General features: G+C 54.3%; 21 protein-coding genes. 11 read left to right on the top strand and 10 right to left on the bottom strand.

Annotated features, from left to right (window positions below; translation table 11 throughout):
* Nucleotides 1-6: 6 nt before the first annotated feature.
* The 4 genes from PGR29_RS17395 to kbl all read right to left on the bottom strand — a co-directional run bounded on the left by PGR29_RS17395 (nucleotide 7) and on the right by kbl (nucleotide 4,100).
* Entirely contained in the window at nucleotides 7-798 is a 792-nt protein-coding gene (locus PGR29_RS17395; protein ID WP_087858941.1) for a glycosyltransferase family 2 protein, read from the bottom strand.
* Nucleotides 799-964: 166 nt separating this feature from the next.
* Nucleotides 965-1,693, bottom strand: coding sequence for a hypothetical protein (locus PGR29_RS17390; RefSeq protein ID WP_213317601.1), 729 nt, complete (start codon nucleotides 1,691-1,693; stop codon nucleotides 965-967).
* Between the two features lie 175 nt (nucleotides 1,694-1,868).
* Nucleotides 1,869-2,894 (bottom strand): L-threonine 3-dehydrogenase, encoded by a 1,026-nt coding sequence (gene tdh / locus PGR29_RS17385; RefSeq protein ID WP_015369171.1) that lies wholly within the window; start codon nucleotides 2,892-2,894, stop codon nucleotides 1,869-1,871.
* A 12-nt stretch (nucleotides 2,895-2,906) separates the two neighbouring features.
* Nucleotides 2,907-4,100 carry a glycine C-acetyltransferase gene (gene kbl, locus PGR29_RS17380; protein WP_113374040.1) on the bottom strand — a complete coding sequence of 398 codons (1,194 nt, stop codon included), beginning with the start codon at nucleotides 4,098-4,100 and terminating at the stop codon, nucleotides 2,907-2,909.
* A gap of 212 nt (nucleotides 4,101-4,312) precedes the next feature.
* Between kbl and rfaD the strand changes: the two genes are divergently transcribed.
* From rfaD to PGR29_RS17360, 4 genes are read left to right on the top strand one after another with little or no spacing between them, the layout of a single operon-like run.
* Nucleotides 4,313-5,245 carry an ADP-glyceromanno-heptose 6-epimerase gene (gene rfaD / locus PGR29_RS17375; RefSeq protein ID WP_045390625.1) on the top strand — a complete coding sequence of 311 codons (933 nt, stop codon included), beginning with the start codon at nucleotides 4,313-4,315 and terminating at the stop codon, nucleotides 5,243-5,245.
* 9 nt (nucleotides 5,246-5,254) lie between these two features.
* Nucleotides 5,255-6,313: an ADP-heptose--LPS heptosyltransferase RfaF gene (gene rfaF / locus PGR29_RS17370; protein WP_308957648.1), complete on the top strand. Its 1,059-nt coding sequence runs from the start codon at nucleotides 5,255-5,257 to the stop codon at nucleotides 6,311-6,313.
* Nucleotides 6,314-6,316: 3 nt separating this feature from the next.
* Nucleotides 6,317-7,288 (top strand): lipopolysaccharide heptosyltransferase RfaC, encoded by a 972-nt coding sequence (gene rfaC / locus PGR29_RS17365; RefSeq protein ID WP_316425019.1) that lies wholly within the window; start codon nucleotides 6,317-6,319, stop codon nucleotides 7,286-7,288.
* Nucleotides 7,288-8,202 (top strand): sugar glycosyltransferase, encoded by a 915-nt coding sequence (locus tag PGR29_RS17360; protein WP_316425018.1) that lies wholly within the window; start codon nucleotides 7,288-7,290, stop codon nucleotides 8,200-8,202. Before rfaC ends, PGR29_RS17360 begins: the two co-directional genes overlap by 1 nt.
* Nucleotides 8,203-8,222: 20 nt before the next feature.
* Here PGR29_RS17360 and PGR29_RS17355 read toward each other — a convergent pair whose 3' ends face one another.
* The 3 genes from PGR29_RS17355 to PGR29_RS17345 form a co-directional block, all read right to left on the bottom strand.
* Nucleotides 8,223-9,452, bottom strand: coding sequence for an O-antigen ligase family protein (locus PGR29_RS17355; RefSeq protein ID WP_213794208.1), 1,230 nt, complete (start codon nucleotides 9,450-9,452; stop codon nucleotides 8,223-8,225).
* 6 nt (nucleotides 9,453-9,458) lie between these two features.
* The gene (locus PGR29_RS17350) at nucleotides 9,459-10,100 is read right to left on the bottom strand and encodes a hypothetical protein (protein WP_045386549.1); all 642 of its coding nucleotides are present in this window, start codon (nucleotides 10,098-10,100) and stop codon (nucleotides 9,459-9,461) included.
* A 96-nt stretch (nucleotides 10,101-10,196) separates the two neighbouring features.
* Nucleotides 10,197-11,159 (bottom strand): polysaccharide deacetylase family protein, encoded by a 963-nt coding sequence (locus PGR29_RS17345; RefSeq protein ID WP_045390617.1) that lies wholly within the window; start codon nucleotides 11,157-11,159, stop codon nucleotides 10,197-10,199.
* A 111-nt stretch (nucleotides 11,160-11,270) separates the two neighbouring features.
* Between PGR29_RS17345 and rfaQ the strand changes: the two genes are divergently transcribed.
* The 7 genes from rfaQ to coaD all read left to right on the top strand — a co-directional run bounded on the left by rfaQ (nucleotide 11,271) and on the right by coaD (nucleotide 18,207).
* The gene (rfaQ, locus tag PGR29_RS17340; protein WP_113374044.1) at nucleotides 11,271-12,347 is read left to right on the top strand and encodes a putative lipopolysaccharide heptosyltransferase III; all 1,077 of its coding nucleotides are present in this window, start codon (nucleotides 11,271-11,273) and stop codon (nucleotides 12,345-12,347) included.
* Nucleotides 12,344-13,471, top strand: coding sequence for a glycosyltransferase family 4 protein (locus tag PGR29_RS17335; RefSeq protein ID WP_308957646.1), 1,128 nt, complete (start codon nucleotides 12,344-12,346; stop codon nucleotides 13,469-13,471). Before rfaQ ends, PGR29_RS17335 begins: the two co-directional genes overlap by 4 nt.
* 2 nt (nucleotides 13,472-13,473) lie before the next feature.
* A complete protein-coding gene (locus tag PGR29_RS17330) occupies nucleotides 13,474-14,568 on the top strand; it encodes a glycosyltransferase (protein ID WP_316425017.1) in 1,095 nt (364 codons plus the stop codon).
* A 30-nt stretch (nucleotides 14,569-14,598) separates the two neighbouring features.
* The gene (locus tag PGR29_RS17325; protein WP_087858932.1) at nucleotides 14,599-15,588 is read left to right on the top strand and encodes a glycosyltransferase; all 990 of its coding nucleotides are present in this window, start codon (nucleotides 14,599-14,601) and stop codon (nucleotides 15,586-15,588) included.
* A gap of 92 nt (nucleotides 15,589-15,680) precedes the next feature.
* Complete coding sequence (waaA, locus tag PGR29_RS17320) at nucleotides 15,681-16,955, top strand: lipid IV(A) 3-deoxy-D-manno-octulosonic acid transferase (RefSeq protein ID WP_087858931.1); 1,275 nt, start codon at nucleotides 15,681-15,683, stop codon at nucleotides 16,953-16,955.
* The gene (locus PGR29_RS17315) at nucleotides 16,955-17,725 is read left to right on the top strand and encodes a glycosyltransferase family 2 protein (protein WP_213317606.1); all 771 of its coding nucleotides are present in this window, start codon (nucleotides 16,955-16,957) and stop codon (nucleotides 17,723-17,725) included. Before waaA ends, PGR29_RS17315 begins: the two co-directional genes overlap by 1 nt.
* A gap of 2 nt (nucleotides 17,726-17,727) precedes the next feature.
* Nucleotides 17,728-18,207, top strand: a complete 480-nt coding sequence (coaD, locus tag PGR29_RS17310) for a pantetheine-phosphate adenylyltransferase (protein ID WP_015703808.1) — start codon at nucleotides 17,728-17,730, stop codon at nucleotides 18,205-18,207.
* A 78-nt stretch (nucleotides 18,208-18,285) separates the two neighbouring features.
* Here coaD and mutM read toward each other — a convergent pair whose 3' ends face one another.
* The 3 genes from mutM to rpmB form a co-directional block, all read right to left on the bottom strand.
* The gene (gene mutM / locus PGR29_RS17305) at nucleotides 18,286-19,095 is read right to left on the bottom strand and encodes a bifunctional DNA-formamidopyrimidine glycosylase/DNA-(apurinic or apyrimidinic site) lyase (RefSeq protein ID WP_316425016.1); all 810 of its coding nucleotides are present in this window, start codon (nucleotides 19,093-19,095) and stop codon (nucleotides 18,286-18,288) included.
* 180 nt (nucleotides 19,096-19,275) lie between these two features.
* On the bottom strand, nucleotides 19,276-19,443 hold the full coding sequence (gene rpmG, locus PGR29_RS17300; RefSeq protein ID WP_002922510.1) for a 50S ribosomal protein L33: 168 nt from the start codon (nucleotides 19,441-19,443) through the stop codon (nucleotides 19,276-19,278).
* A gap of 20 nt (nucleotides 19,444-19,463) precedes the next feature.
* Nucleotides 19,464-19,700, bottom strand: coding sequence for a 50S ribosomal protein L28 (gene rpmB, locus PGR29_RS17295; RefSeq protein WP_002436699.1), 237 nt, complete (start codon nucleotides 19,698-19,700; stop codon nucleotides 19,464-19,466).
* Nucleotides 19,701-19,886 lie beyond the last annotated feature (186 nt).

Below are 19,886 nucleotides of genomic sequence, written 5' to 3'. Positions count from 1 at the left end.
TCTTCATCAGGGATCCGTGCGCTTCTCCGTCACGGTTCCCTGCCGCTTACCGTCGTGAGCATACCAGGCTTTAAAATACTTCATGAAGCTGTACAAGGTGGCGTACAAGCCGGTTACTGCCCCCACTTTGCCGCTGCGCCACGCGCCGCTGAACAGATACCACTTAAAAAATGCGCCGATAGCGCTGATGATCCCGCGACTGAGCGACGGCCTGACCTTCTGCGCCTTCACCAGCCGGGTGGTATAGCTGTTGAGCTTGTTAAACACCTCATGCAGTGAATAGAAGGTGTCGTGGCGGACAAAGCCCGGAAGCCTTATCGAGGTCAGATGGCCGACCACCTGATCGTCTACCGGCCGCTGGTTAAAACTGGCCCGCTGGCGGTTGAACAGGCGTACCGGGTAATCCGGCGATGAGATGGGATAAATAGTCCGCACCTGTTCGCCAAGCACGAACCAGTAGCGCGGCAGGCGCCATGCACAACTGGGGTCCGGCTCCTCTCCCGCCTTAAGCGCCAGAATCGCCGCAACCACTTGTTCATCCAGAATTTCATCGCTATCCATACATAGCACCCAGTCATGGGTCGCCAGCGAGGTCGCATAGTTCATCTGCAGGCCGTGGGCGGCATAGGGGTGGTGATGAACCGTTATGCCAAACTGCTGACATATCTGCAGCGTTTCATCCGTACTGCCTGAATCAACGACAATAAACTCATCCGCCACCCGCAACAGCGGCGGCAAGACTTCCCGTAATAAGCGGGCCGAATTACAGGTAAGCAAGCATACTGAGAGCTTAAACATAGGGTTTATGCGATTAAACGAAGAGTAAACCAACTGTATAAACGAATAGGCAAAAGATCGATGCGGAAATAGTGCGGTAGATACGTATTATTTTAGAAATGTTATCCAAATCTAAATAAATCTACCTTGAGATAAATTTCATCACCTTGCCCGATACCGCCAGGTGTCAGTTATCGGGTTTGAGATGCTCCCTCCTGATGTACCCCCGTTTATCACTCATACGGTCCGCTTTGCTGTCATCGTAAAGAGCGGCATAGATCCAGTATTTGTTAATAGTGCGTATTTTAACCACCACGTCATCAGCCATAACGGAATATGTATTATTCGCATTATCATCTGGCCATTCTTTGAATGAATGCTGATTCCATTCATGCTGTAAATGATATGTCGTTAACCAGGGATAGCGTCCGTCCCCGCCGCAGGGGACCTGAGCATGCATATCGTCGATATTGGATACAGGTTTATTTTGCGCAGGAACAAAAGAAAGCAATACGGCGCTATAATTCTCACTGCTGCATTCAGTATACTGCGCGATATTGTTAACCAGCAGACTGCCCTGCTGGTTAACGTACCACTCGCGAAATCTGATAAAATTTTCCGGGATATCACTAAAGTTCTGCCGAATAAACAGCAACTGTTCTTTCAGCGTTCCCTTAACATATATATTGATGACTTTTTTAAATTTCCCCTGATCATCCAGCCAATAATAGCGAAATCCGAGGGCCGGAACATTAATGGTCGCATTATCGCTCCATTGCGCCTTCCAGTAGGCTTGCAGCACGCCATGTTCAAGCCTTTGCTCAGCCAGGATGCTGAAACTCATAAAAAACAGTAATGCCGGTAAAACAATACTCTTCAATTGCCAAAGACGGTTGATAAAAATAGGGTGCGCCATATATACCATCCTTGTTAAATGAAGATATGGCAGAATATAAATAAAACTGGGTTCAGTTCAATAGTGGCTGTGGTAATAACAAAAACTTTATTATCAATATATATGTGAAGAATATGCTGCCCATAAACTATGGGCAGCAAGAATGCTTATTAGCGTCATCCTGACGATAATAAGTTTAATCCCAGCTCAGTACCACTTTGCCAGACTGGCCGGAGCGCATCGCGTCAAAGCCTTTCTGGAAGTCATCAATACCGAAACGGTGGGTGATAATTGGCGAAAGATCGAGGCCAGACTGGATCAGCGCCGCCATCTTATACCAGGTTTCAAACATTTCGCGGCCGTAAATCCCTTTGATAAACAGCCCCTTGAAGATGACCTTGGTCCAGTCGATAGACATATCCGACGGAGGAATACCCAGCATCGCAATACGTCCGCCGTGGTTCATGGTATCAAGCATGGTGCGGAACGCCGGCGGCGCGCCGGACATCTCCAGACCCACGTCGAAGCCTTCGGTCATCCCCAGCTCCGCCATCACATCGTTCAGATTCTCTTTGGCGACGTTAACCGCACGGGTGACGCCCATTTTACGCGCCAGCTCCAGGCGATATTCGTTAACATCGGTAATCACCACGTTACGCGCGCCGACATGTTTCGCCACCGCCGCGGCCATCACGCCAATCGGGCCAGCGCCGGAAACCAGAACATCTTCACCGACCAGGTCGAAGGAGAGCGCGGTATGCACAGCGTTGCCGAACGGGTCGAAGATGGATGCCAGATCGTCAGAGATATTGTCCGGGATTTTGAAAGCGTTGAAGGCCGGGATCACCAGATATTCAGCGAAACAGCCCGGGCGGTTTACCCCCACGCCGATGGTATTACGGCACAGATGCGTGCGACCGCCGCGACAGTTACGGCAGTGTCCGCAGGTGATATGCCCTTCGCCGGAAACGCGATCGCCAAGCTTAAAGCCGCGAACTTCCTGACCGATACCCACGACTTCGCCGACATACTCATGCCCCACCACCATTGGTACCGGGATGGTTTTCTGCGACCATTCGTCCCAGTTATAGATGTGTACGTCGGTACCGCAAATCGCGGTCTTACGGATTTTAATCAGCAGATCGTTATGGCCGACTTCCGGTTCCGGTACGTCGGTCATCCAGATGCCTTCTTCCGCTTTCAGTTTGGATAACGCTTTCATCTCACACCCTTATTAGGCGATGACGCCCAGTTGTTTGCCGATGCGGGTAAAGGCTTCCACCGCACGTTCAATTTGTTCAGGGGTATGCGCCGCCGACATCTGGGTGCGAATACGCGCCTGGCCTTTTGGAACCACCGGATAGAAGAAACCGGTGACGTAAATACCTTCTTTTTGCAATTCGCGCGCGAACTCCTGGGCGACGGTAGCTTCACCGAGCATCACCGGGATAATCGCGTGGTCGGCGCCTGCCAGGGTAAAGCCTGCTGCGGTCATTTTTTCGCGGAACAGGCGCGCGTTAGCCCACAGGCGATCGCGCAGTTCGCTGCCCGCTTCCACCATCTCCAGCACCTTGATGGAAGCGGCGACAATGGCCGGCGCCAGGGAGTTGGAGAACAGATAGGGACGAGAACGCTGGCGCAGCCACTCAACGACTTCTTTGCGCGCGGCGGTGTAACCGCCTGACGCGCCGCCCAGCGCTTTACCCAACGTGCCGGTGATGATGTCGACGCGGCCCATCACGTCGCAATATTCATGGGAACCGCGGCCGTTTTCGCCGACAAAGCCCACGGCGTGAGAATCATCGACCATCACCAGCGCATCATATTTATCCGCCAGGTCGCAGACGCCTTTCAGGTTGGCGATCACGCCGTCCATCGAGAAAACGCCATCGGTAGCGATCAGCACGTGGCGAGCGCCGGCTTCGCGCGCTTCTTTCAGACGCGCTTCCAGCTCCTGCATATCGTTGTTGGCATAGCGGAAACGCTTAGCTTTACACAGGCGCACGCCGTCGATGATCGACGCGTGGTTCAGGGCATCAGAGATAATGGCATCTTCCGGCCCCAGCAGCGTTTCAAACAGGCCGCCGTTGGCATCAAAGCAAGAGGAGTAGAGAATCGCGTCTTCCATACCGAGGAAATCCGCCAGCTTCTTCTCGAGCTGCTTATGTGTGTCCTGGGTACCGCAGATGAAGCGCACCGAGGCCATCCCGAAGCCGTGGCTGTCCATGCCGGATTTCGCCGCGGCAATCAGTTCCGGGTGGTTCGCCAGGCCCAGATAGTTGTTGGCGCAGAAGTTAATGACGTGGCTGTCGCCGACGGTGATGTCCGCCTGCTGAGCCGAAGTAATGATACGCTCTTCTTTAAACAACCCTTCCGCGCGCGCGGTATCCAGGTCATTGGTTAACTGTTTGTAGAAATCACCACGCATTGCAACTCTCCAGATTCGGCAAAATTTGGCACATATTACCCAAAGCTATACGTTGATACGAGATGATGCATGCCTGAATGAATAATTTGCAGCATAAATCACGCACGGCCAGCACCTTTTCGGCGAATGGCTGAAGCCTTTCGGATGTAGTGATATGATAGGAGTATTCATGTCCGGATTGTTTCCGGGCTTTCTACTTCAAAGGTACAGTTATGATCATCGTAACCGGCGGCGCAGGCTTTATCGGCAGCAACATCGTTAAAGCCCTGAATGACAAAGGCATCACCGATATTCTGGTTGTAGACAATCTGAAAGACGGCACCAAATTCGTAAACCTGGTGGATCTGGACATCGCTGACTACATGGATAAAGAAGATTTTCTGATCCAGATTATGGCCGGCGAAGAGTTTGGCGAGATTGAAGCGGTATTTCACGAAGGCGCCTGCTCTTCCACTACCGAGTGGGACGGCAAGTATGTGATGGATAACAACTATCAATACTCCAAAGAGGTGCTGCACTACTGCCTGGAGCGCGAAATCCCGTTCCTGTACGCCTCTTCCGCCGCCACCTACGGCGGGCGCACCAGCGACTTTATCGAGTCCCGCGAATTTGAAAAACCGCTGAACGTCTACGGCTACTCTAAATTCCTGTTCGACGAATACGTCCGTCAGATCCTGCCGGAAGCGGATTCGCAGATCGTCGGGTTCCGTTATTTCAACGTCTACGGGCCGCGCGAAGGGCACAAAGGCAGCATGGCGAGCGTGGCCTTCCACCTCAATACCCAGCTGAATAATGGCGAAAGTCCGAAACTGTTCGAAGGCAGCGACGGCTTCAAACGCGACTTCGTCTATGTCGGCGACGTCGCCGCGGTGAACCTGTGGTTCTGGGAAAATGGCGTTTCCGGTATCTTCAACCTCGGTACCGGCCGCGCGGAATCTTTCCAGGCCGTCGCCGATGCGACCCTGGCGTACCATAAGAAAGGCAGCATTGAATACATCCCGTTCCCGGACAAACTGAAAGGCCGCTATCAGGCATTCACGCAGGCCGACCTGACTAACCTGCGTAAAGCGGGCTATGACAAACCGTTCAAAACCGTTGCCGAAGGCGTAACGGAATATATGGCCTGGCTCAACCGCGACGCGTAAGAAACAAGCATGAAAATATTGGTGATAGGCCCGTCTTGGGTGGGCGACATGATGATGTCGCAAAGTCTTTATCGTACGCTCAGGGCGCGCTATCCCCAGGCGATTATCGACGTGATGGCGCCGGCATGGTGCCGTCCGTTGTTATCGCGCATGCCGGAAGTCAACGAAGCGATCGCCATGCCGCTCGGCCACGGCGCGCTGGCTATCGGCGAACGCCGCAAACTCGGCCACAGTCTGCGCGATCGTCGCTACGATCGCGCTTACGTGCTGCCGAACTCGTTTAAATCGGCATTGGTGCCATTCTTTGCCAACATCCCGCTGCGCACCGGCTGGCGCGGCGAGATGCGCTATGGCCTGCTTAACGACGCCCGCGTGCTGGATAAAGACGCCTGGCCGCTGATGGTGGAGCGCTACGTGGCGCTGGCCTACGACAACGGCGTCATGCGCTGCGCTAAAGACCTTCCGCAGCCGCTGCTATGGCCGCAGCTGCAGGTCAACGACGGCGAAAAATCACAGGCCTGCAACGCCTTTAATCTTTCAAACGATCGGCTCATTATCGGCTTCTGCCCCGGCGCAGAGTTCGGCCCTGCCAAACGCTGGCCGCATTACCACTACGCCGCGCTGGCGAAAAAGCTCATTGACGATGGTTATCAGATTGCGCTCTTCGGCTCGGCGAAAGATAACGATGCCGGCAAAGAGATCATCGCCGCGCTTAGCAGCGAGCAGCAGGCCTGGTGTCGTAACCTGGCTGGCGAAACCCAGCTGGAACAGGCCGTGATTCTGATTGCCGCCTGTCAGGCCGTGGTCAGCAACGATTCGGGGTTGATGCACGTCGCCGCCGCGCTGGACCGCCCGTTGGTGGCGCTTTACGGCCCAAGCAGCCCGGACTTTACCCCGCCCCTGTCGCATAAAGCGCGGGTTATTCGCCTGATTAGCGGCTACCACAAGGTGCGCAAAGGCGATGCCGCTGAGGGCTATCATCAAAGCCTGATCGACATCACTCCAGAACGCGTCCTGCAAGAGCTGAACGAACTGTTAGCGGAAAAAACCGAGCACGAGGAAGCGTAGCGGATGCGGGTATTGATCGTAAAAACCTCGTCCATGGGCGACGTGCTACACACGCTGCCCGCGCTAACCGACGCCGCGCAGGCCATCCCCGGTATCCGCTTTGACTGGGTGGTTGAAGAAGGCTTCGCGCAGATCCCTTCATGGCATGCCGCCGTCGAGCGGGTGATTCCGGTGGCGATTCGCCGCTGGCGCAAAGCCTGGTTTTCCGCGCCTATCAAAGCGGAAAGAAAGGCTTTTCGCGATGCCGTACAGGCCGTCAACTACGATGCCATTATTGATGCGCAGGGGCTGGTGAAAAGCGCCGCGCTGGTAACGCGTCTGGCGCACGGCGTCAAACATGGCATGGACTGGCAGTCCGCCCGCGAGCCGCTGGCAAGCCTGTTTTATAACCGTCGCCACCATATTGCTGTCGAGCAGCACGCAGTAGAGCGTACGCGCGAACTGTTCGCCAAAAGCCTGGGCTATGCCAGGCCGCAAACGCAGGGTGATTACGCCATCGCGCGCCACTTTATTCGCCCTGACGCACCGGCAACAGAGCCGTATCTGGTCTTCCTGCATGCCACCACCCGCGATGATAAACACTGGCCGGAAGCATGCTGGCAAGCGCTTCTCGATCTACTGGCAGGTAGCGGCGTACGTATTAAGCTGCCGTGGGGCGCGCCGCACGAAGAGGCGCGGGCAAAACGGCTGGCGGAAGGACGCGATAACGTCGATGTACTGCCGCGCATGAGCCTTGAGCAGGTTGCGCAGATTCTGGCTGGCGCACGCGGCGTGGTTTCCGTCGACACCGGGTTGAGCCATCTGACCGCGGCGCTCGATAAACCCAATTTCACGCTCTACGGCCCAACCGATCCGGGACTGATTGGCGGATATGGTAAAAACCAGCATATTGTCCGCCCGCCGCACGGTAGCAGCACCGGCGATATTACCGCTGAGCATGTTCAGCAACTGTTGCAAGCACAGGGATTGGTTTAATGGGATCGCTATTCAAGCAAATTTATCGCTATACCCGCCCGCGCGCCTATCGCCACAATGAAAACCTGTGGCCGTGGGTAAAGATCCGCCGGGCGGAAAGCGGTGAAATTTGTGCCTTACAATACAAGGGCGAATCGGTACCGCTGTGTAGCCTAAGTGAATTAAAAAACGCTTTCTCCGGGCCAATGCTGCTCACCGCGACCGGCCCATCGATCAACGATGTCGATTTTTCGATTATCCCGTCATCGTTGCCGGTAATGGGCGTCAACGGCGCTTACTTTCTCGAAGGAAAGCTAGGGTTTTCTCTGTATCTGATCGTTGATATGGAGTTTTTTGATCGTAAACCCGAGGTTATCGCCGGTATTGTCAGTAATCCGCGAATCCTCTTTTTTACCACTACCCACGGTATTGCCAAAATCATTGAGCGCATCGGGCTCAACAATATTCAGTGTCGACTCGCCCTGATTGAAGATGCCTGTTATAAGATTTACCAGCCGAAGATCCCCGGAAACGATATCGCAACGGCCTTTAGCCGCTCCCCAAGTGCGCTTTTGCACCAGCACTTAAGCCATATTGGTTTCTCAACCGATATTCGCAAAGGGATATTTGATGCAGGAACGGTGGCTTACTGGGCGCTGCAGATTATCGCCTGGCTGGGATTCAACAGAATTATTATTGCCGGTCTGGATATGAATAATTTTGAGCAACCGCGATTTTATGAAAACGGCGACAATAAGCTCCCATCCTATCTCGCAGATAAAGTAGATGATATGGTTTTCCCCGCCTTTGAACTCGCCAGCCGTCATTTACAGGCAAAGGGTATTACGGTAATTAATCTTTCCCTTAATAGCGCAATTCCTGAACAGGTATTTCCTAAAATGCCGTTATCTCAAGCGCTACATGAAGTGGCCTGAACGGCCACTTCATCATTCCATCACGATTCTTCCGCAGACTTTTCCGGCGATAACGCCGTGAAAACGGCTAACGCCACAATAAACATAATGATAAATCTGTCGTGGATAAACAGAGTATCGACGCAGCCAAAAAGAATCACCGGCGCGCCAATAAACGCCACTGCACATTTCAGCGTCGCCTTTCTGTAAACATAGAGCAGCATCGCGCCATACAACGCCAGCAGGAAGAGGCCGCCAATAACGCCCTGTAGCGACATGGTTTCGATCAAATCATTATGAAGATGATAAACAATGTTGCGTAACCCCTCGGGATTCCCCTGCTCTTTCTCATACATCAATTGCGAGAGGATCTGGAAACGCTGCTGCGAGCTTACGCCACCGGGATGAGCAATAATTTCATAGATCCCGGTATGCCACATACTGAGCCGGGAACCCATCGAAGTATTGTTATCGCTTTGATAATCCGAGATCTCGGTGACCGCTTCACTCGCCCGATCTTTCAGCGAGGGAAACGCCAACTCAATCACTGCCAGGCCAGCAACTAACAGCATCAGGCACGCCAACGCTGATTTTTTCTTCGACATCACGTTACCGGTCAGTAGGGCATAGAGCAGTACCGCCGGATAAATAAGCAGCGCCGAGCGAGTTTCGGTCAGGAAAATAATCCACAGCGAGAAAAATATCACACCGCTGGCAATATAGTTGCGATAGCGGATATTGACGCAAGCTAAAGCATACAGCGTCAATAACGAGTATATCGTATAAAGATAGGCGCTTAGAGTTGCGGAGTTATCGATTCTCAGACGATCGCCGGAAACAAAAAAATGATAATGTAAAGCGTACAACGTCAATACTGAAAAGCCCGCGACTAATGTGTAACTCAAGCTTTTGCCATATTGTATTACTGTTGTCCGTAATACCGCTGGCAAGAGTAGCATCATCACCGAGCCGATCATCAAATAAGCGCCTGAGCGAGGATAGCTAACATCAGCCATATAAATTTCAGACGGATTACCCGGAAAGCGATATGACCAAATAAGCTGTGAGGCCCCTAACATCAATAACGTCAGAGACAGAAATATCTCCTCTTTTTTAAAAGTAAGACGCTTTCTGTTAATTACGGCATAAATTAAGGTAATCACCGAAGACAGGTAAAAAAGATTCCTACCCATGATTTTCTCCGGCATCACAAAAACACATGACAATATTGCCAGAAGCAATATTGTCACAGGCGACATCACTTTACTCATAAATAATTAAGCTTTCTCAAATGGTGGCACCCAGGCTTCACCGCAGTCCCAAGGACGTGGTTTTCCATGGAAACAGACAATTCGCGTCCCCGCAGGCACGGTGCCATCACCGGTGGCATGTTCATTCTTCTTCTTATGAATGACATGCTTTTTATAGCTAACGATCTGTCCGGGTAAAATGTCCTGCCAGATAGCGGCGTGTGGATAGATTTTGCTGATAAACTCCTGGTCGCCACCGCTCTGATAGCGCGTCATGAATAGCTCAGGATAGCGCTTAAACGCTTCCCAGACCTTGTACTTTTCCTCATGCGGAACGCGCATGATGGCGGAGTTTTTCGTTTTCTGAGGAAAGAAAAAATCACTCAGCATGGTCAGCTGTTTATTTGCCAGAATATCGCTAATATCACCGACAACGACGACATCTAAATCAAGATAAAAAATATCTTCGGCAACCGAATCCGGATTAAACATCTCGATTTTTGACCACCAACCTGGCAAATCTTCAGTTAGTTTAATGGTGTTAACGCCAGGAATAGTTAAATCGGTAAAGCACACTTTCTCGATGTCTGCTGGCAATTGTTTGTATAACCACTGCACATGGCTTTGGTTATAATCACCGCCAGAGCGTAGTACGGTTGCTATCTTCATAAAACCTCAGTATCTTAATAATTCAGGCGTTAATTATTCATTAGACTGATGATATTACACCAGATTAACGCCGCACCTCTATCAGTAATGATTGTTTTATGTAAGATTTCTCTTGAAATTATAATATTCTGCTAAAGACATTCCGCGGACCTGCGGCGCAAGCCAGCTAAAGAACGCTTCCAGATCGGCATATAAACGTTCAATATCTTGTTCATTCTTAAAGGTCGGGCTACCGCCTGGCATATACTCCGATGAATGCAGCATATACTCAACATAATCATTACCCTGCGCCAGCGTCTGCTGAACTACTTTTTTCATGGTTTCGACGTTGCCGCCCATTGGACGCAGCCAGTGCACGGACGGTGAACGAACTTTACCGCGTAGTCTATCGTAACCCTGCTTCACGCTATTCATCCACGCCGAGTGCTTATACTGAATGCTCATCGGCACTTCCAGCAGCGGGGAATGACCTTCGCGGCTGATATCATTTTCATCGAGAAAATAAGCATGTTGCGGGAAGCGGCGATAATCCGTACCGCCATCGCCCTGCGGCGCGCCCTTAGCGGTTTTCCAGTTCACCCGCGGCGTCACCGAGCAATCCACCTGATAACCGTACTCCACCAGCAGGCGCGCGTAGCGCTCGTCAAACGCCCAGCGCCCGGCGCGATGGCTCACCATTTTGGTCTGGAAGGTATCTTCCAGTAGATGAGTCATATAGTCGACCTTTTCACGCATGGCGGCATCGCTGTACTCGATGAGATAAGGCTTATGACGCCAGTCATCCGCGGTCAGCGGCTCGGTTGGCGGGCTGTTCCAGGCGTGCAGATGCATACCGATTTCCGCGGTGCCGCGCGCAATCACATCTTTAGCAAATTCGATATAAAAAGGGTCGATGGCCATTTCATAATTGGTCAAATAGACCGGTTTGAAGCCATACTTTTCGCAAAGCTGCTGAAAACGCGGAAGATAGCGCGCATTCTCCGTGGTGATGCTGTCATGTTTTTGCCAGAGGTTATCACCCTCTGTATCAATCGTGATGAGAAATGCGGGATTGTGCACGAAAACGTCCTCAGGCCATACGTATCGGTCCATGGTAGAGCAATACAACGCTTCTCTCAATCTACGCGATCCCCTAGAATCGGAACCCTTATCCTGGATGAAGAACAGAGTATGACGCCTGAAACCCTCTCCCCCGGCCAGCAGAACCCGGCGCGGATCCTGGTCATTAAGCTGCGCCACCACGGCGACATGTTGCTGATCACCCCGCTTGTAAACGCGTTAAAACAGCAGTATCCCGCCGCTCGCGTCGATGTACTGCTGTATGCTGAGACCAGGGATATGCTGGCGGCAAACCCGGAGATTAACCAGATTTACGCGATCGATCGCAGCTGGAAAAAGCAGGGCAAGCGGCATCAGCTTAAGATGGAATGGCAGCTCATTCGCAGCCTGCGCCAGCAGCGCTACGATATGGTGCTCAACCTTGCCGATCAATGGCCCAGCGCGATCATTAGCAAATTAACCGGCGCGCCGACGCGCATCGGTTTCGATTTCCCTAAGCGCCGTCATCCGTTCTGGCGATACTGCCACACCGCGCTTGCTTCTACCCAGCAGCACAATCAGCTGCATACGGTGCAGCAAAACCTCTCTATTCTGGCGCCGCTGGGGCTTGAGATAAACGATGCGCCGGCGCGGATGGGCTACAGCGAATCTGACTGGGCCTCCAGCCGCGCGCTGCTGCCGGATGGCTTCCAGGAAAATTACATCGTGATTCAGCCGACTTCGCGCTGGTTCTTTAAATGCTGGCGCGAAGAGCGCATGAGCGCGCTGATTAATGCGCTGTCAGCAGAAGGCTACGCGGTGGTGCTTACCTCTGGCCCTGACGCCAAAGAAAAGCAGATGGTAGAGAACATCATCAGCGGCTGCCCGCAGGCGCGACTGCACTCGTTAGCCGGCCAGTTGACGCTCCGCCAGCTGGCCGCGGTTATCGATCACGCCCGCCTGTTTATCGGCGTAGATTCGGTGCCGATGCATATGGCGGCAGCCCTGGGTACGCCGCTCGTCGCGTTATTTGGCCCATCAAAGCTGACCTTCTGGCGGCCGTGGCAGGCGAAAGGCGAGGTTATTTGGGCAGGCGACTTCGGCCCGCTGCCCGACCCTGACGACATCAACACCAACACCGAAGAACGCTATCTTGATTTAATCCCTACCGACGCGGTCATCGCGGCGGCGAAAAAGGTACTGGCATGAGTAAATTCCGGCTGGCTCTGGTACGGCAAAAGTATCGCCCTGACGGCGGCGCGGAGCGCTTTGTCTCCCGCGCGCTGGAAGCCCTCGACAGCAGTAATCTGGAACTGAACGTCATCACCCGCGAGTGGCAAGGGCCTGTCAAACCGGACTGGCATATTCACATCTGCAACCCGCGCAAATGGGGGCGCATCAGCCGGGAACGCGGTTTCGCCAACGCCGCGCGCGCGCTCTGGCAGAGTGAATCATTCGACCTGGTGCAAAGCCATGAGCGTATTCCGGGTTGCGATCTCTACCGCGCCGGCGACGGCGTCCATCGCCGCTGGCTGCAGCAGCGCTCGCGCATTTTACCGGCCTGGAAAAGCCGCCTGCTGTTCGCCGACCGCTACCACCGTTATGTGATGCAGGCGGAACGCGAGATGTATCAGGACGCGCACCTGCGCGGGGTGATTTGCAATGCGGAGATGATTAAGCAGGAAATCATTGAAGACTTCGGCCTGCCGGCTGACAAAATCCACGTCATCTACAACGCTATTGATAACCAGCGGTTTCTGCCGCCAGGCGAAGAAACCTTTGCCGCTTTACGCGCCAAATGGCAGCTACCGCTGCAGGCAAGCTGCCTGATTTATGTCGGTTCCGGATTTGAACGAAAAGGGCTGGATGCGGCAATCCGCGCCATCGCCCCCACCGACCGTTATCTGTTGGTGGTCGGCAAAGATAAAGAACAGAACCGCTATCAACAGCTAGCAAAATCGCTGAACTGCGAAGATCGCGTGCGCTTCTTCGGCATGCAGTCCGAAACGCTACCGTTCTATCAGATGGCCGATGGTCTACTGCTGCCAACGCTATACGACCCGTTCCCGAATGTGATCCTTGAGGCGATGGCCTGCGGTCTGCCGGTTATCACCACCACCGGCTGCGGCGGTGCGGAGTTCATCACCGAGGGCGATAACGGCTACGTTTGCGACGCGCTGGATATTGCCGCGTTACAGCAGGCTGTTATGGCGCTGCCCGCGCGCGCGCTGGGCTCCGCTGAAGGCGCACGCGCCCGCGAACGTATTACGGATTGCACTAGCGAGCGACTGTCGACGCAGCTGCTTTCCCTCTATCAGGATCTGGTGAAATAACGATGCGTATATTGTTTGTTATCGACGGTCTGCCGGGGGGCGGCGCGGAAAAAGTCGTGCTCACGCTGGCGGAACATTTTCTTAGCCAGGGCGAACAGGTATCGCTGTTTTCGCTGCGCGACGTCTGCGATTATCCGCTGCCGGAAGGGCTCGATTATCAGATTATCGCCGACCGCTGCCGCAAACCGTGGCGCAAGCTAACGGAACTCTCCCGCCGCGCGCGCCAGCTTGATCGCGCGATTGAACAAGCAGAACAGCATGGTCGCTTCGATCTGGTACTGTCAAATCTGCACAAAACCGATCGCATCGTCGCCCGCAGCCGGGCATTGCAGGGGCGAAACGTCTGGTTCTGTCTGCACGGCGTTTTCTCTACCTCTTATCTTGGCCATCGCAGCGGTTTTGATCGCTGGATGAAGCAGCAGAAAATCAAGCGGGTATACCAGGGACGCAACGTGGTGGCCGTTTCCGATGCGGTTGGAAAGGATTTAGTTGAGCAGTTCGCGCTTCGCCCGGCACAGCTTAAAACCATCTATAACCCGTTCGATATCGCCGCCATTCGCGCGGCGGCAGAGGCGCCGGCCGATATTCCTCAAGGGGACTATATTATCCACGTCGGCCGCTTCCATCTGGGTAAACGCCATGACCGGCTGATTGAAGCCTACGCCCAAAGCGGTATCGACGCGCCGCTGGTCCTGCTCGGTCAGGGAAAACCGGAGCAGGAACAGCGGCTTCGTCAACTGGCCCAGCAGCTGCAGGTCGGCGATCGGGTGCTGTTTAAAGGCTTTCAGCCCAACCCGCTGCCGTGGATTAAACATGCGAGAATGCTAACGCTCAGCTCCGACAGCGAAGGGTTTGGCAACGTCATTGTTGAAGCGCTACTGCTGAATACGCCGGTTGCCAGCACCCGCTGTCCTGGCGGGGTCAGCGAGATCCTCAGCGGCGAGCTGTCCCGCGGTCTGGCCGATCTCAACAGTTCTGCGCTAGCCCAGACGATGCAAAGCATTTACCATAGCCCGCCGGCCATTGATTCCGCCGCGCTGGAAAAATTCAGCGTAGAGTCGATTTGCCAACAGTACCGTCAGCTGCGCAGCGCCTGACGTCGTTTTTTAACCAGGATCGAATGAGTTATGAGTCAAACGCCTTTATTGAGCATCGTGGCCGCCGTGTATAACGGTGAAAAATTCCTTGCGCAATTCTTTGAATGCCTCGAACAACAGCAGTTGGCAAGCTATGAGCTGATCCTGGTGAACGACGGTTCTACCGACGGTAGCCTGGCGGTTATCGACCAATGGAAGGACAGGCTGCAGAACGTGACCGTGCTGGAGCAGGAGAATCAGGGCGTCTCGGTAGCGCGTAATACCGGTATGGCGGCGGCAAGGGGTAAATACCTCGCCTTCCCGGATATTGACGATAAGTTCTATCCCGGCATGTACCGCACGCTGCTGGAAATGGCCGAGAAGGGCAATCTCGATGTCGCGACCTGTAATGGCCGCTATGTGTACGAAAGCCGCGACGATATCCACCCAATTTTCCCGCCGGAACGCCTGCAGTCCACTGGCGTCCTGCCGGGTTACGTCTGGCTAAAGCAGGCGCTCGACTCGCGTAAGTTCCTGCACGTCACCTGGCTGAACATCTATCGCCGTGATTTTATTAACCAGCACCATTTCCACTTTGAGCCGGGCCTGCGCCATCAGGATATTCCCTGGACGACGGAAGCATTGCTGGCCGCCGAACGCGTGCAGTACACCAGCGAGCAATTTTACGACTATTACATTCACTCGGAATCGGTGTCGCATAAGCCAGACAACGACGATACGCTGATGCGCTCAGCGCGCCATTATATGAAGATCCTCGAGATGCTCAGTGCCATCAACCAACGCTATCCGGACAAGGTACGGCACATTTCCGCCTGCCGCTGGCAGATAGCCAAAGAGGGGTTGGGGATTATTCATACCTTCGACTGCATGAAAGATGAGTCGAAAAAGCATATTATCATCAAAGAATTCTTCGAACGCGGCATCTGGCGCCTGATCTGGACTAACGCCTGCACGTTCCGTTTACGCTGGCGTCTGGGACGCCGCTATTTGCGCATTAAGCGCTATCTCAACGCCGCATAGGCCGAAATCCCTCGGTTTCCGCCAAAGAGATAGCTTTACGCGGGTTAAATGCTTAGAATTTGCCCGCAAAAAACCTAAAACGGATAAATAGTTTGGAATTGCTTTATACCACCCTACTCTACCTCATTCAGCCGCTGGTATGGCTGCGACTGCTGCTGCGCAGCCGTAAGGCGCCGGCCTACCGTAAACGCTGGGCTGAACGTTATGGCTTCTGTCAAAACAAGGTAGTGCCGGATGGCATTCTGCTGCACTCCGTTTCCGTCGGTGAAACGCTGGCGGCTATCCCGCTGGTGCGCGCGCTACGCCATCGTTATCCGTCACTGCCGATCACCGTCACGACCATGACGCCGACCGGTTCTGAACGCGCCATGTCCGCTTTTGGCAAAGATGTTCACCACGTCTATCTGCCGTATGACCTCCCCTGCGCCATGAACCGTTTCCTCAACAGCGTGCAGCCGAAACTGGTCATCGTGATGGAAACCGAGCTGTGGCCGAATATGGTCAGCGCGCTACATAAGCGTAAAATTCCGCTGGTGATCGCCAACGCGCGCCTGTCAGAACGTTCCGCGAAAGGCTATGCCAAACTCGGCGGCTTCATGCGCCGCCTGCTCAGCCGTATCACGCTTATCGCCGCGCAGAATGAAGAAGACGGCAACCGCTTCCTCGCACTCGGCCTTAAACGTAACCAACTGGCGGTCACCGGCAGCTTGAAATTCGATATCTCCGTCACCCCTGAACTGGCGGCCCGCGCCGTTACCCTGCGTCGCCAGTGGGCGCCGCACCGTAAAGTGTGGATAGCCACCAGTACCCACGATGGCGAAGAACAAATCATCCTGCAGGCGCATAAAAAACTGCTGGAAACCTTCCCCGACCTGCTATTAATCCTCGTACCGCGCCATCCGGAACGCTTCGGCGACGCTCGCGATATGGTGCAAAAGGCCGGTATGAGCTTCACCATGCGCAGCACCGGTGAAATTCCGTCTAACAGCACCCAGGTGGTGATTGGCGATACCATGGGCGAACTGATGCTGCTCTACGGCATTGCCGACCTGGCATTCGTCGGCGGCAGCCTGGTAGAACGCGGCGGGCATAATCCGCTCGAACCCGCCGCCCATGCTATTCCGGTGCTGATGGGCCCGCACACCTTCAACTTTAAAGATATCTGCGCCAAGCTGCAGCAGGACGATGGCCTGATCACCGTCACGGACGCCGACTCGCTGGTCAGAGAGGTTTCTACCCTGCTGACCGACGAAGATTATCGACTGTGGTACGGCCGCCACGCGGTGGAAGTGCTGCATCAAAACCAGGGCGCGCTGTCGCGTCTGCTACAGTTACTGCAACCCTACCTGCCGCAGCGGAGCCACTAATGTCGACCCGACTTTCCGTCGTGATGATCGCCAAAAACGCCGCCGACCTGCTCGCCGATTGCCTGGCATCGGTAAGCTGGGCGGATGAAGTGGTGGTACTGGACTCCGGCAGTACCGACAATACCGTCGAACTGGCCCGTAGCCTCGGCGCCCAGGTCTATAGCAATACCGACTGGCAAGGCTACGGCATTCAGCGCCAGCGCGCGCAAGACTACGCCACCCACGACTGGGTGCTGATGATTGATACCGACGAGCGCGTTACGCCGGAACTAAAAGAGGCTATCCTCAAGGTACTGGACGCGCCGCAGCGCGGCGTTATCTACAGTATCGCCCGGCGTAACTACTTCCTCGGACGCTTTATGCGCCACAGCGGCTGGTATCCCGATCGGGTGATGCGCCTGTACGAACGCGCGCGTTACCGCTATAACGATAATCTGGTGCATGAATCTTTGGATAGCCTTGGGGCCGAAGTGGTGCCGCTCAGCGGCGATCTGCTGCACCTGACCTGCCGCGATTTCTCCGGCTTCCAGCAGAAACAGCTCGCTTATGCCGCGGCCTGGGCGCTTGAGCGCCATCAGAAGGGCAAGAAGACCTCGATGGCGGGGATTTTCAGCCATACGCTGGGCGCCTTCGTCAAAACGCTGCTGCTGCGCGGCGGCGTGCTGGATGGAAAACAGGGTTGGCTGCTGGCGGTAGTCAATGCGCAATACACGTTTAATAAATACACCGAGCTGTGGGCACTCAGCCGCGGCTACTCGGAGAAAGTGTAATTATGGGCACAAAAGCGATCTATCCGGGCACCTTTGACCCTATCACCAACGGCCATATCGATATCGTCACCCGCGCGGCGGGTATGTTTGATAAGGTTTTGCTGGCCATCGCCGCCAGCCCGAGCAAAAAACCGATGTTCAGCCTCGATGAACGAATTGCGCTGGCGGAGCAGGCAACGGCGCATCTGGTCAACGTTGAGGTGATTGGCTTTAGCGATTTGATGGCCAATTTCGCCCGCGCGCAGCAGGCGAATATTTTAATCCGCGGCCTGCGGGCAGTGGCGGATTTCGAATATGAAATGCAGCTGGCGCACATGAACCGCCATCTGATGCCCACGTTGGAAAGCGTGTTCCTGATGCCGTGCAAAGAGTGGTCGTTTATCTCTTCATCGCTGGTTAAGGAAGTGGCGCGCCACCAGGGCGACGTCTCCCACTTCCTGCCGCCTAACGTACATCAGGCGTTGTTAAATAAGCTGAAGTAGGCATTTCCTGCCCCGCTCGCGCTGCACGTAGCGGGGCTACCAGCTTACCCGGCCTGGTATAATCCCCAACCCTCTCCACTACTTCTGACACTGGCGGCAATAAAAGGTCGCTCGCTGAGCGTGTTTGCTGGCGATAATCGGCGTACCGCAGATCCGGCACGGCTCGCCTTTGCGGCCATAAACCTGTAGCTCCTGGGCGAAATATCCCGGTTTGCCGTCGCTTTGCAGGAAATCCTTCAGCGTCGTTCCACCTTGCTCAATTGAGCGTAGCAGCACCAGCTTAATCATCTTCACTAACCACTCGCATTCTTGATACGAGAGCGACGAGGCCAGCCGATCGGGATGGATCCCGGCGGAAAACAGCGATTCGCTGGCGTAGATATTCCCCACGCCCACCACCAGCTTGTTATCCATCAGCCAGGGTTTGATGGCGGTTTTCTTCTTCGCGCAACGCTGCTGAAGATAGTCGGCGTTGAATTCATCGCTTAGCGGCTCCGGGCCGAGATGCACCAGCACCGGATGACCATCCAACTCTTTGGTCCATAGCCAGGCGCCAAAGCGGCGGGGATCGGTATAGCGCAGCACTTTACCGTTACTCAGCACCAGGTCGACGTGGTCGTGTTTTTCAGCCGGCTGCTCTTCACTGAGGATGCGCAGGCTACCGGACATGCCAAGATGAATAATGATCCAGCCGTGGCGCAGCTCCAGCAGCAGGTATTTGGCGCGTCGGCGCACGCTCAGCACCGGTTCGTCGCTCAGGCGGTAAATCTCTTCGGATACCGGCCAACGCAGACGCCCGTTGCGTACCACGGCATGCAGGATGTTAGCGCCTACCAGATGTGGCTCAATGCCGCGACGGCTGGTTTCGACTTCAGGTAATTCAGGCATTTTTTTCCTCTTAACCACACAGTTTCGGGTGACAGGGAGGCGACGGGAAGAGTGGCCGGGAGGCTTAACGAAGCAAGCGGCCAGGCTGTACGCATGCAGCCAACGCACCTGTAGCTCGAAGGATGAAGCATAAAACAAAAAACCCCGCCGGGGCGGGGTTTTAGTACAAGGAGACTAAAATTATTTGATTTTAGCTTCTTTGTAGATAACGTGCTGACGTACAACCGGATCGTACTTTTTCAGTTCCATTTTTTCCGGTTTGGTACGCTTGTTCTTCGTGGTGGTATAGAAGTGACCAGTACCAGCGGAAGAAACCAGCTTGATTTTCTCACGAATACCTTTAGCCATGATTTATTTCCTCTAAGTACTTAGTACTTTTCGCCACGGGCACGCAGTTCAGACAGAACTGTATCGATGCCTTTCTTATCGATTACACGCATACCTTTAGCAGATACGCGCAGGGTGACAAAACGCTTCTCGCTCTCAACCCAGAAACGGTGAGAGTGCAGGTTCGGCAGGAAACGGCGTTTAGTCGCGTTCAGTGCGTGGGAACGGTTGTTACCGGTCACCGGACGCTTGCCAGTAACTTGGCAGACTCGGGACATGTCTATTCTCCAAAAATCAAATTAGCTCGAGCTTCGTATGGGGTATTGGCGCCTCGTCAGGCTTTACAGCCCGGTCATCGCATAGTTCTATTGAACTCTCGATTGCCAGGCCCAAATGCCAAACCCGAGATTCTCAAAGGTGGCGTAGTATACGCTGACTCGGCGGTGTGCTCAAGTCCCGAACAG

It is taken from the genome of Klebsiella sp. 141203, from assembly GCF_032601985.1.
Taxonomy (GTDB): domain Bacteria; phylum Pseudomonadota; class Gammaproteobacteria; order Enterobacterales; family Enterobacteriaceae; genus Klebsiella; species Klebsiella aerogenes.
This window is presented reverse-complemented; position numbering and strand designations above follow the sequence as displayed.